The 15,848-nt window shown below is 65.8% G+C and carries 13 protein-coding genes and 1 pseudogene; 6 read left to right on the top strand and 8 right to left on the bottom strand.

Annotation, left to right across the window (positions count from 1 at the left end; genetic code table 11):
- Nucleotides 1-20: 20 nt before the first annotated feature.
- Nucleotides 21-1,820, bottom strand: coding sequence for a GtrA family protein (locus EN852_RS22455; protein WP_127866240.1), 1,800 nt, complete (start codon nt 1,818-1,820; stop codon nt 21-23).
- Between the two features lie 126 nt (nt 1,821-1,946).
- Here EN852_RS22455 and EN852_RS22450 point away from each other — a divergent pair, with 126 nt between their 5' ends.
- The 5 genes from EN852_RS22450 (at nt 1,947) to EN852_RS22430 (ending at nt 7,372) form a co-directional block, all read left to right on the top strand.
- The gene (locus EN852_RS22450; protein ID WP_127877127.1) at nt 1,947-2,951 is read left to right on the top strand and encodes a glycosyltransferase; all 1,005 of its coding nucleotides are present in this window, start codon (nt 1,947-1,949) and stop codon (nt 2,949-2,951) included.
- Nucleotides 2,952-2,962: 11 nt separating this feature from the next.
- Nucleotides 2,963-3,337, top strand: coding sequence for a GtrA family protein (locus EN852_RS22445; protein ID WP_127877125.1), 375 nt, complete (start codon nt 2,963-2,965; stop codon nt 3,335-3,337).
- A gap of 79 nt (nt 3,338-3,416) precedes the next feature.
- Nucleotides 3,417-4,370, top strand: a complete 954-nt coding sequence (gene gshB / locus EN852_RS22440) for a glutathione synthase (protein ID WP_127877123.1) — start codon at nt 3,417-3,419, stop codon at nt 4,368-4,370.
- 136 nt (nt 4,371-4,506) lie between these two features.
- Nucleotides 4,507-5,499: a glycosyltransferase family 4 protein gene (locus EN852_RS22435; RefSeq protein ID WP_127877121.1), complete on the top strand. Its 993-nt coding sequence runs from the start codon at nt 4,507-4,509 to the stop codon at nt 5,497-5,499.
- Between the two features lie 343 nt (nt 5,500-5,842).
- Nucleotides 5,843-7,372, top strand: coding sequence for a YifB family Mg chelatase-like AAA ATPase (locus tag EN852_RS22430; protein WP_127877119.1), 1,530 nt, complete (start codon nt 5,843-5,845; stop codon nt 7,370-7,372).
- Nucleotides 7,373-7,421: 49 nt separating this feature from the next.
- Here EN852_RS22430 and EN852_RS22425 read toward each other — a convergent pair whose 3' ends face one another.
- Together EN852_RS22425 and EN852_RS22420 are read right to left on the bottom strand one after the other, a co-directional pair.
- Nucleotides 7,422-8,009: a TetR/AcrR family transcriptional regulator gene (locus EN852_RS22425; protein ID WP_127877117.1), complete on the bottom strand. Its 588-nt coding sequence runs from the start codon at nt 8,007-8,009 to the stop codon at nt 7,422-7,424.
- A 131-nt stretch (nt 8,010-8,140) separates the two neighbouring features.
- A complete protein-coding gene (locus tag EN852_RS22420; RefSeq protein WP_127877115.1) occupies nt 8,141-8,731 on the bottom strand; it encodes a DUF308 domain-containing protein in 591 nt (196 codons plus the stop codon).
- 161 nt (nt 8,732-8,892) lie between these two features.
- Between EN852_RS22420 and EN852_RS22415 the strand changes: the two genes are divergently transcribed.
- Nucleotides 8,893-9,414 (top strand): GNAT family N-acetyltransferase, encoded by a 522-nt coding sequence (locus EN852_RS22415; RefSeq protein WP_127877113.1) that lies wholly within the window; start codon nt 8,893-8,895, stop codon nt 9,412-9,414.
- A 72-nt stretch (nt 9,415-9,486) separates the two neighbouring features.
- Here EN852_RS22415 and EN852_RS22410 read toward each other — a convergent pair whose 3' ends face one another.
- The 5 genes and pseudogenes from EN852_RS22410 to EN852_RS42450 form a co-directional block, all read right to left on the bottom strand.
- Nucleotides 9,487-11,652: a malate synthase G gene (locus tag EN852_RS22410; protein WP_127877111.1), complete on the bottom strand. Its 2,166-nt coding sequence runs from the start codon at nt 11,650-11,652 to the stop codon at nt 9,487-9,489.
- A gap of 257 nt (nt 11,653-11,909) precedes the next feature.
- Nucleotides 11,910-13,931: a hydantoinase/oxoprolinase family protein gene (locus EN852_RS22405; protein WP_127877109.1), complete on the bottom strand. Its 2,022-nt coding sequence runs from the start codon at nt 13,929-13,931 to the stop codon at nt 11,910-11,912.
- Nucleotides 13,932-14,440: 509 nt separating this feature from the next.
- The gene (locus EN852_RS22395; protein WP_127880149.1) at nt 14,441-15,067 is read right to left on the bottom strand and encodes a CDGSH iron-sulfur domain-containing protein; all 627 of its coding nucleotides are present in this window, start codon (nt 15,065-15,067) and stop codon (nt 14,441-14,443) included.
- A gap of 84 nt (nt 15,068-15,151) precedes the next feature.
- The gene (locus tag EN852_RS22390; RefSeq protein WP_127880148.1) at nt 15,152-15,523 is read right to left on the bottom strand and encodes a hypothetical protein; all 372 of its coding nucleotides are present in this window, start codon (nt 15,521-15,523) and stop codon (nt 15,152-15,154) included.
- A gap of 180 nt (nt 15,524-15,703) precedes the next feature.
- A pseudogene (locus tag EN852_RS42450) lies at nt 15,704-15,848 on the bottom strand (IS110 family transposase); the annotation flags it as partial.

Below are 15,848 nucleotides of genomic sequence, written 5' to 3'. Positions count from 1 at the left end.
CGCACTTTTTGGACATTGCGTCAGCCCGCTTGCTTTACGCGATAGAGCTCAATCGGGCTGCCCTTGGTCTCGCTGACCGGCTCGAGCCAGTCCGGCACGCTGCCGCGCAGCAGCCCGGCCAGGAAGCCCTGCGGCGCCTTTTGGGTCAGGGTCCGGCTCTCGAAATTGCCGGGGCAGATGGCGACAAGGCCGACACGATGCGCCTCGACGATCCGCCGCGCGTCATCGGCCGAGCCGAGAAAGGCGTCCAACGCCAGGAGATTGCCAGCGACGTTGCGATGATAGGGGCCGGCGAAGACCTTGTGGCCGCTATAGACGAGTATGGGCGCGCCGAGATTGGAGATCGCAAGCACGGTGGTGCCGGCCATGCCGCCAAGCGGCGCGAAGGTGGCCTTCTTCTCGCAAGCCCTGTCCGTCGTGCCGCGGTCGGCGACAGCCGGGCCTTTTTCGAACGCCACCGAGGCGGCGGCGGCAACGCCGGTCCAGACCGGGTTGATCGAGACCAGCCAGACTGCGGCAAGGCGCAGCGCCACGCCGGGCGAAGAGCCGGCTTCGGCCCGCGCCCGCCATTTCGCGATCCAGGCCGACAGCGGGATGACCGCGAAGGCGATCGAAAAGGTGGTGCCGCGCAGCTGCCAGGCGCCGACGACGAAGGAGACGCCAAGCAGCGCCGCGACGAGACTGTCCTGCCGCCGCCAGCCGCCGCGCCGCAAGCGCAGCGCCATCAGGATGATCGCGACCAGCGGCGTCGCATAACGCGCCGCCACCCGCGCCGGATCGTGGACAAGCAGCGTGAACAGCGACTGGGCCTCGTCGATGTGGTCCAGCCAGAGTTCCTTGAGGCGCGGATCGAGACTGGCATAGGGCGCCGAGAGGCATTGCGGGAACAGCGACGCCACGACGACGCCGAGGACGAGGCCCAGCGCGGCCAGTGACCCCAGCCTGAACCGCCAGTCGCCAGCGGCGGGCTCGACCGAGGCGATCGCCACCAGCCCGATGCCCGCGACGGCCGCGACGGCGAATTGCGCGACCGAGAAGGCGTCGCATTGCGCCGCGCCCCATGCGGGAGGCGGGATGGTGGCGAAGAAGACAAGCGCCGAGACGCCGGCGAAGCCGAGGCCGAAATCCCGGGCGATCGCCCGCTCGCCGCCTGGATCGGCGACGAACAGCAGCGACACGCAAGCCCCAATGGCCGCGACATAAGGAACCGTTTCCATGCCGATGGCGAGCGTCAGCGCGGCGCAGAGGCCGGACAACAGCGCGGCCCGGCGCCAGGCAGGCGCCTCGAGCAGCAGAGCGAGGCTCGCCATGGTGAGCATCAGCTGGACGTTATGGTGGTCGAGCGCACCCGGCGCATAGATGCCGACGAAATAATAACCGGCGCCACCGATGAGGATGGCGGGCAGCACCGCGCCGCCGCCGCCGAAACCGCGCGCGGCGCGAGCGGTGAAGAACAGGGTCGACCAGAAGAGCAGGGCCGGCCACAGCACCTGCGCCACATCCTCGCCAAGCGGCCTGCTGCCGGTGAGCGCCGAGGCGGCAAGAACCATCGCGGCGATCGGCGCATCCACCAGCCTGGACCAGTGCATGACGAAACCGCCTTCCAGCCCCATGCGATACTGGTGCAGGTCGAACCAGCCCTGGCCGGCAAGCAGGTCGCGGACCTCGACGAGGCGCAGCAGATTGTCGTTGTCGCCGCCGGCATCGGTCAGCGGGCCGAACCCCGTCCACGCGTCGACGCCGAGCGCGAGCAAGGCTGCAAGCAGCGCCAGCACGAGGTCGGATTTCCACGAGGCGGCGCCGTTCTCGGCTGTGCCCATTGCCGTGACCTTTGACGGGAGAGGATCGGTTTAAACCTAGCCTTAACGGCTTCAATAAATAGTAAAACGGCTCGACGGGACCGGCATCAGGCCGGCCGGAGGCTGGTCGGGCGTCCGGAGACAGACATGCCGCATGCAGTCCGCCACGAGCCGGTCATCGCCGTGCTCCTGCCTTGCTACAACGAGGAGCTCACGATCGGCGAGGTCGTTCGGCGCTTCCGCGAGACCCTGCCTTCGGCCGCGATCTATGTGTACGACAACAATTCCAAGGACCTCACGGCGCTGAAGGCCCGCGCCGCCGGCGCCATCGTCGTGCGCGAGCCGCGCCAGGGCAAAGGCAATGTGGTGCGGCGCATGTTCGCCGACATCGATGCCGACATCTATGTGATGGCCGACGGCGACGGCACCTATGCGCCGGAGGACGCGCCGCAGCTGATCAACGTGCTGCAGACCGAGCGCTGCGACATGGTGGTGGGCACCAGGCGCGGCGTGACCGACGATGCCGGCCGCAACGGCCACGCCTTCGGCAACCGTATCTTCAACCGGCTCTACAAGGGCCTGTTCGGGACCGATTTCACCGACATCTTCTCCGGCTACCGGGTGTTTTCGCGCCGCTTCGTCAAGAGCTTCCCGGCGGTGTCCGGCGGCTTCGAGATCGAGACCGAGATGTCGGTGCATGCCTCGCAGCTCAAGCTGCCGGTGAGCGAGATGGCCCTGGATTACGGCCGCCGCCCGGAGGGCTCGTCGTCGAAACTGTCGACCTTCCGCGACGGCGCCAGGATCCTGTGGATGTTCGCCATGCTGATGAAGGAGACGCAGCCGCTGCGCTTCTTCGGCACGTTCGCGCTGTTCTTCCTGGCGGCGAGCATCGGCCTGATGATCCCGGTGCTCATCGAATTCGCCGAGACGGGACTGGTGCCGCGCATGCCGACCTGGGTGCTGTCGATCGGCATGCTGCTTCTGGCCATGCTCTCCATGATGACCGGGCTGATCCTCGATTCGGTGTCGCGCGGCAGGGCTGAGCAGAAGCGCATCTTCTATCTGTCGATCTCCTCCGGCCGTGCGGAACGCGGGACGCCGGCGCGGGCATTGCCCAAGGGCGAAGCTGGCAAGGCTTCGCGGGCAGCCTAGTGGGCGGCATAGTGGGCCGCCTCATCCGCTTCACTCTTGCCGGCGGCATCGGCTTCGCCGCCGACGCGGCGGCGCTGTGGCTGCTGCTTGCCGGCACGCCGCTTGGCGCGCTTTCGGCGCGCGTGCTGTCGATCGGCTTCGCGCTCTGCGTCACCTGGCAGATCAACCGCCACCTGACCTTCGCGCCGTCGAGCCGGGGCATCGCTGAGGAAGGCGCCCGCTATGGCGGCGTCGGCATCGCCACCAGCATCGTCAATTACCTGGTCTACTGCGCCATCCTGCTCGCGTTGCCGGCCTTGCCGCCGCTGGCCGCGCTCGCCATCGCCTCGATCGTCGCCATGACGCTGTCCTTCCTAGGCTATTCCAGGCTGGTCTTCGACCGCTGAGCGTCTGCACCAACCAAGCACGATTGGCAGACGCCGCCGATTTCCTTATATCGGCGACTGAGTTTGCCGGAGACCCGAGATGCCGCTCAAGATCGCCGTCCAGATGGACCATGTCTCCACCGTGTCGATCGCCGGCGACACCAGCTTCGCGCTGTCGCTGGAGGCGCAGCGGCGCGGCCACAAGCTTTTCCACTACACGCCCGACCGGCTGTCGATGCGGGACGGCAAGGTGTTCGCGCGCGTCGAGGAGATGCAGGTGCGCGACGAGAAGGGCAACCACTACTCGCTGGGCGAGAAGGTGCGCACCGACCTCTCCGAGATGGACGTGGTGCTGCTCAGGCAGGATCCGCCCTTCGACATGAACTACATCACGACCACGCACATATTGGAGCGCATCCATCCGAAGACGCTGGTGGTCAACGACCCGGCCTGGGTGCGCAACAGCCCGGAAAAGATCTTCGTCACCGAATTCCCGGACCTGATGCCGGAAACGCTGATCACCAAGGACCCCCAGGAAGTCGCCGCTTTCCGCAAGGAATTCGGCGACATCATCGTCAAGCCGCTCTACGGCAATGGCGGCGCCGGCATCTTCCACCTGCACGAGGTCGACCGCAATCTTGCCTCGCTGCTCGAGATGTTCGGCCAGCTGTTCCGCGAGCCCTATATCGTGCAGCGCTACCTCAAGGACGTGCGCAAGGGCGACAAGCGCATCATCCTGATCGACGGCGAACCGGTGGGCGCCATCAACCGCGTGCCGGCCGAGCACGATTCGCGCTCCAACATGCATGTCGGCGGCCGCGCCGAGAAGACCGAGCTGACGGAGCGCGAGCGCGAGATCTGCGCCCGCATCGGGCCGGCGCTCAGGGAACGCGGCTTCATCCTGGTCGGCATCGACGTGATCGGCGACTACATGACCGAGATCAACGTCACCTCGCCGACCGGCGTGCGCGAAGTGCAGCGCTTCGGCGGCGCGGATATCGCCAGCCTGTTCTGGGATTGTGTGGAGGGGAAGCGGCTGACGTCGGCCGCGTGATTGCCGCATGTTGACTCTCCGGCACGGGTATCGCCCTGCTACCGTATTCGAGATTGTCAGCGCAATGTCGCGTCATCGCCGGTATCTCCGGAAAGGGCTCCCTTCCGCGAAGTCGCAACCTGCCCTTCAGGCAAGTTTGCTGTCGGACGATCCGTTCATATCCTATTCGGGAATGTCCGGCACGCCCCTCGGATTGGCAAGCCACATGCCTCGCCTTCGACGCAGCCACCGTGCCTGGTTTCTCATCTCGCCAACCTGGTCCATCGAAAACAATTCCAGCGTCAAAATGATCCGGACCTATGCCGTTCTGCATAGGCTTAGGAACCCCCGTCACTCGCTGATCTTCCTATCCAACACACAAGGTGAGGCCGATCTCTTGAATCAGTCCGGTGAGGCCGCCGTCCTGCACAACAAGACTTCAGCAACCTCCGAATACATATTCAGGCCCCTCGAGGACGTCCCTGTAGAATTCGATGCAATATACAATGCGCAACTCGCTTCGTGGAAACGCCACGACTTGTCCCTTGGCATCGAGCGTTGCGCATTTATCTTTTATCGCGATTCATCGGAGTCATCCACGATGGAGTCGGAAAGGGCGCGAATAAATCGGCACAGGGAGCTCGCGCCGGGTCACGTGTTCATCAATGAGTTTGACAGCACCGGCAAGCCTGTCCGACTGGCGCCGGCTCATGTGAACATGCATCTAAATCGTGCAGCCGTGGGAATTTGTCTCTCTGAAATGGAGGGACCAATGTTCGCCAGCACAGAATATCTTCTCGCGGGGCTACCTGTTGTCACGACCCCGAACCATGGTGGCCGAGACCATTATCTGGATGGCGATTATTCGCTTACGGTTCCACCCGATCCCCGATCCATCGCGGAGGCTGTCTTAGCGCTGAAGGAGCGCCGGATCCCCAGGGCCTATATTCGTTCGCAAACTTTGAAACGGATTGAACGAGACCGCCGGCGGTTCATAGACCTTGTAAATGAGATTTTTCTGGAAAGCGGGTCTTCGCGCCGGATCGCCATGCCTTGGCCTTTCCGATATCCTGTCATGGAGTGGCTTCCACCCCATATCGCAATCGATCGATCGCTTTCAGGCACGGTCGATGCCTTTATCAGCGCTTAAAGCGCGTCGCGATCCTTCGGATTCGCTCCATGCGCTTTAGGTCTTTGATTTTACGCATGTCTCCCGAAACCGGTTCTCACTTTCGGGAGACATGCTTTAGACGGCAACAGCCCCGGATGCCGGAGGGGCTGCTCGCCTTTTCGACGGGTCGAGAGCACGCGGCGACAGCCGTTTTCCTTTTGCCTTAACGATGTTCCGCTTTTGCACCCGGGGGCACAATCCGCCTGCAACCACAGCGTTTGCGTGTTCTCGTAATGTTCTTGATTCGACCGAAGAATTGTGATTGTTTCAACGAGAGTCCATTCTTGGACAATCGCAGGGGTTGCTGCCGGGGGCAGGAAACATGGTGGCGCGGGTTCGCACGGTCGCTTTCCAGGGCATCGAGGCCTTGCCGGTCGATGTCCAGGTGATGGTCGGGCCGGGCAAGGTCGGCATGCAGATCGTCGGCCTGCCGGACAAGGCGGTGGCCGAGAGCCGCGAGCGCGTGCAGGCGGCTCTGCATGCATCCGGCCTGTCGATGCCGTCGAAGAAGGTGACGGTAAACCTCGCGCCGGCGGACCTGCCCAAGGAAGGCAGCCATTACGACCTGCCGATTGCGCTCGGCCTGATGGCGGCGCTGGGCGCCATCCCGGGCGACATGCTCACCGGCTATGTGGTGTTGGGCGAATTGTCGCTCGACGGCACGATCGCGGGCGTGGCCGGCGCGTTGCCGGCCGCGATCGGCGCCAATGCCGAAGGCAAGGGCCTGATCTGCCCCTTCGCCTGCGGGCCGGAGGCGGCCTGGGCAGGCAAGGATTTCGACATTCTTGCGCCGCGCAGCCTGATCGCCGTCGCCAACCATTTTCGCGGCACGCAGGTTCTGTCGCGGCCCGAGGCCGGCATCCAGCTCGCCGCGCGCGATCTGCCGGACCTCTCCGACATCAAGGGCCAGGAAAGCGCCAAGCGGGCGGTGGAGGTCGCGGCGGCCGGCGGCCACAATCTCCTCATGGTCGGGCCGCCCGGCTCAGGCAAGTCGATGCTGGCGCAAAGGCTGCCCTCGATCCTGCCGCCGCTGGCGCCAAAGGAACTGCTCGAAGTCTCGATGATCGCGTCCGTCGCCGGCGAGCTCGGCGAGGGCAAGCTGACCGACCGGCGGCCGTTCCGCGCCCCGCATCACTCGGCCTCGATGGCGGCCATGGTCGGCGGCGGGCTGCGCGCCCGCCCGGGCGAAGCCTCGCTCGCCCATCACGGCGTGCTGTTCCTCGATGAGCTGCCGGAATTCGCGCCGCAGACGCTGGACGCGCTGCGCCAGCCGCTGGAGACGGGCGACTGCATGATCGCGCGCGCCAACCACCGCGTCACCTATCCGGCGCGCATCCAGCTGGTGGCGGCGATGAATCCGTGCCGCTGCGGCATGTCGGGCGAGCCCGGCTATCGCTGCCTGCGCGGCGACCGCTGCCGCACGGAATACCAGGCGCGGATCTCCGGCCCGCTGCTCGACCGCATCGACCTTCGGATCGGGGTGCCGGCAGTCTCGGCGAGCGACCTGATCCGCCCGGACAAGGCCGAGACGAGCGCTTCGGTGGCGCAGCGCGTGGCCCGGGCGCGGGCCATGCAGCGGGAACGGCTCGAAAAACTGGGCGCGGGCGCCACCACCAACGCGCACTGCCCGCCTTCGATCATCGAGGAGATCGCCAGGCCCGATACGGCCGGCCTGGCGCTGCTCAAGGACGCCAGCGAGAAGCTCGGCTTCTCGGCCCGCGCCTATCACCGCGTGCTCAAGGTGGCGCGCACGCTGGCCGACCTCGACGTCAGCGAGACGGTGGGCCGCATCCATCTCGCCGAAGCGATTTCCTATCGCATGAGCGCGGAGCGGATGGCGCAGGCGGCGTGAGCCGGAAGGCGTTCGCAGCCACGCTGGATCCGCCCTGACCGATTTCACGTCAATCGGTTGCCGGGATAAACTTCTGCAGGGTTGGCGCCAGGATCATGCCGAAGGTCAGGACGTCGCCATAGGCCCGGGCGGAAAGCATCGCCCCGTGCACGGTCGCCATGAAGGCCTCGGCTTCCACGCGCGGCGTGGCGGCGATCGTCAATGTGCCTTGCCCGGCGCCGCGCTCGATCACGCCTGTCAGCCAGCCCGACAGAAACTGGAAATAGGCCCGAACCTCCACGGCAACTTCCGGCGGCAGGACCGGAAGCTCGCTCGCCAGCAACGCGCACACGCAAAACGGCCTGCTCGCGTCCTCGATGCACTGGGCCCAGAAGCCGGCATAGGTTCTGAGCAGCTCCGGCGGTTCAGGCACATTGCGCTCGAGCTCCGTCATGCCCGCCACGGCATCCTCGAGGTACCGCTTCACCAGAGTCTGCACGAGATCGACCTTGCTCGGGAAATGATGATGGATGCTCGCCTTGCGGATACCGACCACCTCGGCGATATCGGCGTAGCTGAAGCCGTTATAGCCGCCGGCGACGATGAAGCGTCGCGCGGCGGCCAGGATGTCATCGGCGGTGTTCGAAGGCCTGTCCATAAGCATGCCTAGAGCGTTTCACCGTTTCACGGAAACGGCGAACCACTCTATCCCTTTGTTTTGACGCAATTCCGGACGCAAAACCGTAAACACTTTTCCTGGAATTGCTCTAACCTCCGGCTGAAGAAATCTCAACGCGCGGCCTGCGGCGACTTGCGAAGCATATCGCTCACCGAAAGCCAGATGGCGGACACCAGGAAATAGAAGGCGCCGAAAGCGGCGTAGGGCGCGACATTGGCGATGCCGATGGCCTCCGCGCCGCCCGCCATCTTGACGAAGAATAAACCGGCCAGCGCCGACTGGGCGCCGCTCAGGATCATCGCCCACTGGGCGCCGTTGGTCTTCCAGCGACGAAACGCCGTCAGGAGTTGAAACGCGCCGGAGAAAACGGCCCAGACACCATAGACCGCGAGCACCGCGTTCATGCTGTGGCCAAGCGCGACGGCAACCGCGATCGCGGTGACGATGCTGACCACGAAGTTGAGCAGTTGCGACCTGTTGCGGCCGAGCCCGCCGCTGCGCTGCGCGTCGACATAATTCGCAAGCGCGTCCCACAGGGGATAGGCGACCAGCATGACGGCGGCGAGCGTCGGAACTGCCTTCGCGACGGTGAAGGCCGCCAGGACCCAGGCCGCCGATACGGCAAAGCGCAGATAGTAATAGTTTTTGAGCCAGGCGTTCGAGGACCGGGCGGGGCTTTCAACGCTTGTTTGTGCAGACATGACGGATACCTTTCTTTGATGTCTTAATCTACCTACTAGTAGGTAGACCGATATCTGTCAAGCGTTTTGCGAGGCATCCCCATCGCGTTGAACGCTTGACGACGCATTCGCACCCGGAAAGCTGCGTGGTATGGTGGGGCCGGTCCGCGTGGGGGCGAGGGATGATTTCAGTTCTGCCGGCGCGCAGCGCCGAAGATTTCGAGACACTGGCGGGGCTCTGCCGCAAGCTCGCGCAGTGGGATGTCGAAGCTTCGGCGCCGCATGGCGTCTTGGCCGCGGATGTCAGGGCTCTGTTCCATCCCGAAACAAGCGGCCCGCAATTGGCCGCGCAGTTCGGCGCGCCGGATGCGGTGGCGTTCATCGCCAGATCCGGAGGCCTGCCGGCGGGCTGCCTCGCCTTCGATCCATTCGGCGAGGGCATGGTGGAACTTCACAGGTTCTTCGTCGACGCTGCTTTCCGGGGGCAAGGCATAGGCCGCGCGCTGATGGGCGCGGTCCTGGCCGAGATCGACAAAGGCCCGGCCCGCACGGTGCTGATCCACACCACCTTCTATATGGAAAGCGCGATCACCGTGTACGAGGCATTCGGCTTCAGGCCCTGCGCGCCGTTTCGCGACACCCCGGCGCATGTCAGGCACACGGATGTGTTCCTGTCGCGCTCCGCCTTGTCCGGGGTGCGATAAAGAGCGCGCTCAAGCCGGCGATCGCATCCGGCTTCGACGGAAGGCAGCGAGGGCGATGGCCCCCGCACAAGTTCAGCCCTTCGCCTTCAGCTCCAGCCGTCGCGCGTGCAGCACCGGCTCGGTATAACCGTTGGGCTGGCTCGTTCCCTTGAACACCAGGTCGCAGGCAGCCTGGAAGGCGATGGACTTGTCGAAGTCCGGCGCCATCGGGCGGTAGAGCGGATCGCCGACATTCTGGCGGTCGACGATCGCCGCCATGCGCTGCAGCGAATCCCGGACCTGGATTTCCGAGCAGACCTTGTGGCGCAACCAGTTGGCAATGTGCTGCGAGGAGATGCGCAGCGTGGCGCGGTCCTCCATCAGGCCGACATCGTTGATATCGGGCACTTTCGAGCAGCCGACACCCTGGTCGATCCAGCGCACGACATAGCCCAGGATGCCCTGCGCATTGTTGTCGAGCTCGCGCTGGATCTCGTCCGGCGTCCAGTTCGGCCGCACGGCGACCGGCACCGACAGGATGTCGTTGAGCTTCGCCTTCGGCCGGCTCTTGAGCGCCGCTTGGACTGCGTGCACGTCGACCTTGTGATAGTGCGTGGCGTGCAGCGTCGCCGCCGTCGGCGAGGGCACCCAGGCGGTGTTGGCGCCGGCCTTGGGATGCGCGATCTTCTCAACCAGCATCGCCGCCATCAAATCGGGCATCGCCCACATGCCCTTGCCGATCTGGGCGTGGCCGGCGAGCCCGCATTCGAGCCCCGTATCGACATTCCAGGCCTCGTAGGCGGAAATCCAGGCGGCCTGCTTCATGTCGCCCTTGCGGATCATCGGGCCGGCTTCCATCGAGGTGTGGATCTCGTCGCCGGTGCGGTCGAGGAAGCCGGTGTTGATGAACACCACGCGTTCCTTCGCGGCGCGGATCGCTTCCTTGAGGTTGACAGTGGTGCGCCGCTCCTCGTCCATGATGCCCATCTTGATGGTGTTCCTGGCCATGCCGAGCAGGGCTTCGACGCGGTCGAAGATTTCAACCGCGAAGGCGACCTCTTCCGGCCCGTGCATCTTCGGCTTCACCACATACATCGAGCCGGCGCGGGAATTGGCGCGGCGGCCGTTCTCGCCGACATCATGAAGCGCGATCAGCGCCGTGATGGCCGCATCCATGATGCCTTCCGGCACCTCGTTGCCGTCGCGGTCGGTGATCGCCGGATTGGTCATCAGGTGGCCGACATTGCGCACCAGCATCAGCGAGCGGCCAGGCAGCAGAAGCTGGCCACCATTGGGCGCCGTGTAGCGGCGGTCCGGATTGAGCTTGCGGGTAAAAGTCTTGCCGCCCTTGGTGATTTCTTCCGCCAGGTCGCCCTTCATCAGGCCGAGCCAGTTGCGGTAGACGACGACCTTGTCCTGCGCATCCACGGCGGCGACCGAATCCTCGCAGTCCTGGATGGTGGTCAAGGCCGATTCCAGGATGACATCGGCGATGCCGGCCGGATCGGTCTTGCCGATCCCACTGGCGTGGTCGATCACGATCTCGATATGCAGGCCGTTCTTGACCAGCAGCACGGCTTCGGGATTCTCGGCATCGCCGCGATAGCCGGCGAACTGCTTCGGGTCCGCGAGCGTGGTGGCGCCGGCGCCCTCGCCCGCCTTCAGCGCGCCGTTCGCCACCGACAGCCCGTTGACGCCGGCCCATTTGCCGGTGGTCAGCGGCACCGACTGGTCGAGGAAATCCTTCGCCCAGGCGATCACGTTGGCGCCGCGCGCGGGATTGAAACCCTTGCCCTTCTCGGCGCCTCCCGTCTCGGGAATGGCGTCGGTGCCGTAAAGCGCGTCATAGAGCGAGCCCCAGCGGGCGTTGGCGGCATTGAGCGCATAGCGCGCGTTCATCACCGGCACGACGAGCTGCGGCCCGGCGACGACGGCAATCTCGGGATCGACATGCTCGGTCGAGACGCTGAAGGCCGGACCTTCCGGCACCAGATAGCCGATCTCCTTGAGGAAGTTTTTGTAGGCCTCCATGTCGATCGGCGCGCCGTTTTCGCGATACCAGCCGTCGAGCTTTTCCTGCATGGCGTCGCGTTTGGCCAGCAGCGCGCGGTTCTTCGGCGCGAGGTCGTGGACGATGGCGGAAAAGCCTTCCCAGAATTTTTCCGGATCGATGCCGGTGCCCGGCGCGGCCTCGTCGGCCACGAAGTCATGGAGTTCCCGGGCAATCCGCAACCCGGCGATCTCGATGCGGTCGGTCATCTGCACGTCTCCAGATAGGTAGGCTTGCCGGGGCCTTTGGCATGTTTGGGGGGCGAGGGTCAATTCGGCTTAGGGTGTAGCATGCCTTCTCCCCGTTCACGGGGAGAAGGTGGCGGCAGCCGGATGAGGGGCGGCGCCGACGTTGACAATTAGCATTCGTTGAGCCGCCGACGAGGAGAACAACAACGTACGGTGGCGCCGCCCCTCATCCGCCCTTCGGGCACCTTCTCCCCGTGAAACGGGGAGAAGGAAAGCTCTCACACCGCAATCCGCGGCCGTCCCGACGCCACCGCGACGACATGCGCCTCGATGAACATGCGCTGGCCCTCGATGGTCGAGACCTTGAATTCGGTAGAAATGCCGATCTCGGCGCTGTCGGTGCCGGCGTCCTTGGCGCGCTCGGCCGCGATCGCCCGCACATCGGCTTCGGCCGCCTCGATCGCCTTCGCCTCGTCGGTGAAGTCGCGCACCGTCTGGCCGGAGGCGAGGCGGAACAGGCCTTCCTTGGGCTGGCTGACGCGAGCTTCGGCCGAGACGCGCACCTGGCCGACCACGGCGCCGAGCGCGTTGGCGACGTCGGTGTCTTCCGGGACGATGCAGCCATTGCCGACGAGCACGGCCAAGCCGGCGTAATGCAGCGGCGCCGAGGCGCCGAGGCCGATGACCGGACGGTCGAGGGCGACGGTGAAGCGGGCGATGCCGGGATGGGCGTCGACCGCGCGCTGCACCAGCGCGTGCGCGACGGTGGCGGCGCCGTCCAGCCCGTCCTCGGCGAAAGCGGTTTCGAGGATGTATTCGGCGGACCAGCGGGTGAGCGTGACCAGCACGCGCCCGGCGATCGCTTCCGGCGTCGCGGCGATCGCCTGGCCGCGGCCATCGCGGCGGCGGGCGAAAAGCTCGGCGCCGAGCCGGGCGGTGGCGGCGTCCCAGTTCGACTGCTTGCCCAGCACATGGGCGGCGTCAGATGGCGTGAAGCCGGAGATATGCACCAGCCCGCGCGCGACCAGCCGGTTCAGCGTGGCGTTCTGCGCATTCGACGAGAGCAGTCGGTCGAGCGCCAGCGGCGTGGCGCCGATGGCCTCGTAGAGTTTCGCTTCCGGCGCGGTGAGGCCGGCGGCGAGCCGGTCCGGCACGCCGGTGCGCAGGGCAAAACGCCCGTCCATGCGGCCGGGGTTCGGCGCCCGCAGCTGCCGCTCCAGCTCTGATGTGACCGCCTCGCCATGCATCATGCCGGCCAGCGCCAGCGGCACCAGGCGGCGCGGCCCAAGCAGGATCTTCGGGTCGAGCGCGCCGTCCTCCAGCGCCACTTCGGAATCGCCGCCGAGGCCGAAAGTGCGCATGGCGACGGCTTCGACCATGGTGCGAAAGCCGCCGACGGTGGCGCCTTCCGGATCGAGGCGCGGCCGGCCGCCATCGAGCACGGCGACGTCGGTGGTGGTGCCGCCGATATCCGACACCATGGCGTCGTCCAGCCCGGTCATGTGGCGGGCGCCGACCAGAGAGGCAGCCGGGCCTGAGAGGATGGTCTCGATCGGCCGCTGGCGGGCGAACGCCGCCGACACCAGCGCGCCGTCGCCGCGCACCACCATCAGCGGCGCCGCGATGCCGCGCTTAGTAAGAAAACCTTCGGTCGCCGCGACCAGCCGGTCGATCATCGAGATAAGCCGGGCGTTGAGCAAGGTGGTGAGCGCGCGACGGGGACCGCCGAGCTTGGCCGAAAGCTCATGGCTGGCGGTGACCGGCAGGCCGGTCCTCTCGCGGATCAGATCGCGGGCGGCGAGCTCATGCGCCGGGTTGCGGGTGGCGAAATAGGCGCAGACGGCGAAGCCCGACACCGAACGCCCCAATTCCGGCAGCGCTGCCTCGAGGCCGGAAAGGTCGAGCTTGGCCGCATTGCCATGCACGTCATGCCCGCCGGGGCAGAACACCACCGGATCGGTGCCGAGCGCCGTCTTCAGCCCGTCGCGGGCAAGGTCGGCCTCGGAAAAGCCGATCATGATGAGCGCCACGCGCCCGCCCTGGCCCTCGACCAGCGCGTTGGTGGCCAGCGTGGTTGACATGGAGACCAGCTTTATGGCGGCCGGATCGGTGCCGGATTCCTGAAGCACAGCATCGACCGCGCCGGAAATGCCGACGGCGAGATCGTGGCGCGTCGTCAGCGACTTCGCCTTGGCCAGAACTTTTCCCTTAGGCCCGCCCTCCTCGCACCACAGGACCGCATCGGTGTAGGTGCCGCCGGTGTCGATGCCGAGGAAGAGGGGGTGAGGCTTGGCGGTCATGGGCGGGGCGGCAATCCGGGCAAGAGGATTTGGTGCGTGCCCCTTAGCCGATACGGGCCGGCGGATAAAGAAGAGAGAAATGGGCCAAAGGGTGGAGAGCAAGTTCCTCGCCCCGCCAAAGGCGGGGAGAGGTGGCTCGGCGAAGCCGAGACGGAGAGGGGAGCGCCCTACGAAGGCCCCTCTCCGTCCGCTTCGCGGCCACCTCTCCCCGCCTTTGGCGGGGCGAGGAACCCAAGCTTTGAGACGCCGGCGCGAGGCCCCCCTCTCTGGCCTGCCGGCCATCTCCCCCTCAAGGGGGGAGATCGGATGTCACGCCGGCTTTCGCCAATCGCCAACGTTATAGAAAGGAGCGAGGCGCCTGAACTGCCAATCTCCCCCCTTGAGGGGGAGATGCCCGGCAGGGCAGAGAGGGGGGCCTCGCGCCGGCCTCGCCGTCAATCATCCAGCCCCGGCGCTGCCCCTCATCCGCCCTTCGGGCACCTTCTCCCCGTAGAACGGGGAGAAGGAAATTACCCCACGAACCCCACCCTTTTATGCGATCCGTCGCAGAACGGCTTGTTCGCCGAATGGCCGCAGCGGCAGAGGAATACCTTCGTCGTGCGGGCGATGGTGTGCCCCGTGCCGGTGACGAGCTCGGCATTGCCTTCGACCTTGAGCGGGCCGTTAACGGTGGGCGTCACCGTCAGCGGGCCGTCGCGCGCTTCCAGCACCTGCGCTTCCTTCAGCGGCGGCTCGCCCGTGGCGGAGAAGCCGGCCTTGATGTGGCTGTTGTCGCAGAACGGCTTGTTCTGCGACAAGCCGCAGCGGCAGAGCGTGGCGCGCAGGAAGGTTTCCTCGCCGAGCACGATCTCGGCATGGACCGCCAGCGGGCCGTTTTCGCGGACACGCACCGTGTTGACCACCGGCGGCTTTTCCTGCGGCCCACCATCCTTGCGGTGGTAGGTGATGGCGCCCGACGGGCAGTTCTGCGCCAGCGCCACCACCTGCTCGACGCTCGCCGCATCCGGGTGGATCCACTCGCCCGGCGCGTTGGGCACGAAGACATGCGGGTTTCCGAGCACGCAATTACGCGAATGGATGCAGCGCTTGCCGTTGAAGGAAACGTCGATCTTCTCGCCTTCGACCGTGCCTGCCATTTGGGTGGGGTCTCCTGTTGGGTGGAGACAAGGCTTAGGGCGCGGGCGCGAGGGGCGTCAAGCTGGGAGGATGGGCTGTCGTCCCTACTCCTCCAAATCAATCTCCTCCGTTTGCCCGCCGCTGCAGGTGTAGCAGCAGTCCTCGCAGCTCTCCTGGTTGTTGGGGCCGACGCCCCAATAGGTGCTCTCGTCGCCGTCGACCCAGGCGCCGTAGCAGATCTTCTCGCCATCGTTGCAGGAGATCGGCAATTGCTTGGTCTCGCCGTCGTCGAGATAGAAATCCTTGCCGTTGCCCGGCCAGACATAGTCGCGGTCCTGGCTGTAGAGCTCGACGCGCATGGCGTTGGGATGGTTGTTCCTGATCTGGAAGGTGACGTCGCCGGCATGGGCGGCGGGCGCGATGAGGACGGCAAGCGAAAGCGCGGCGGCAACGCGGCGCGCGAAAGAGATGGACATGGTAACCCCCAGGTCGAATCGGCCCCCTCGGCCGATGGCGGGATGATGGCATGAGGCGCGGCGATGCCAAGGGGGTGGGGAGGAAAATAGCTGGGTGAATGTGCCGCGACCTCCCCTTCCCCCCTTGTGGGGGAAGGTGGCTCGGCGCGCAGCGCCGAGACGGATGAGCAACTGTGTTTGTCAGAGCCTGTTTGGATTCCAAGGTTCGTTGTTTCGGATCATTGCACTGAGGATGGTCAGGATCTTTCGCGCGACGGCGACGAGCGCGACCTTGGGCTCTTTGCCCTTGGCAATGAGACGCTGATGGAAGGCCTTGAGGACAGGA

This window comes from Mesorhizobium sp. M2E.F.Ca.ET.209.01.1.1 (genome assembly GCF_004010375.2).
GTDB lineage: Bacteria > Pseudomonadota > Alphaproteobacteria > Rhizobiales > Rhizobiaceae > Mesorhizobium.
Note: the sequence above shows the minus strand (reverse complement) of the source record. Positions and strands in the feature narration are given on the sequence as shown.

What these genes read in the sequence shown, in the direction of transcription:
- EN852_RS22405 (WP_127877109.1), bottom strand. Translation starts at nt 13,931, where the DNA reads ATGACCGCCAAGCCTCACCCCCTCTTCCTCGGCATCGACACCGGCGGC.
- EN852_RS22390 (WP_127880148.1), bottom strand. Translation starts at nt 15,523, where the DNA reads ATGTCCATCTCTTTCGCGCGCCGCGTTGCCGCCGCGCTTTCGCTTGCC.
- EN852_RS22425 (WP_127877117.1), bottom strand. Translation starts at nt 8,009, where the DNA reads ATGGACAGGCCTTCGAACACCGCCGATGACATCCTGGCCGCCGCGCGA.
- EN852_RS22410 (WP_127877111.1), bottom strand. Translation starts at nt 11,652, where the DNA reads ATGACCGACCGCATCGAGATCGCCGGGTTGCGGATTGCCCGGGAACTC.
- EN852_RS22430 (WP_127877119.1), top strand. Translation starts at nt 5,843, where the DNA reads ATGGTGGCGCGGGTTCGCACGGTCGCTTTCCAGGGCATCGAGGCCTTG.
- EN852_RS22395 (WP_127880149.1), bottom strand. Translation starts at nt 15,067, where the DNA reads ATGGCAGGCACGGTCGAAGGCGAGAAGATCGACGTTTCCTTCAACGGC.
- EN852_RS22450 (WP_127877127.1), top strand. Translation starts at nt 1,947, where the DNA reads ATGCCGCATGCAGTCCGCCACGAGCCGGTCATCGCCGTGCTCCTGCCT.
- EN852_RS22455 (WP_127866240.1), bottom strand. Translation starts at nt 1,820, where the DNA reads ATGGGCACAGCCGAGAACGGCGCCGCCTCGTGGAAATCCGACCTCGTG.
- gshB (WP_127877123.1), top strand. Translation starts at nt 3,417, where the DNA reads ATGCCGCTCAAGATCGCCGTCCAGATGGACCATGTCTCCACCGTGTCG.
- EN852_RS22415 (WP_127877113.1), top strand. Translation starts at nt 8,893, where the DNA reads ATGATTTCAGTTCTGCCGGCGCGCAGCGCCGAAGATTTCGAGACACTG.
- EN852_RS22420 (WP_127877115.1), bottom strand. Translation starts at nt 8,731, where the DNA reads ATGTCTGCACAAACAAGCGTTGAAAGCCCCGCCCGGTCCTCGAACGCC.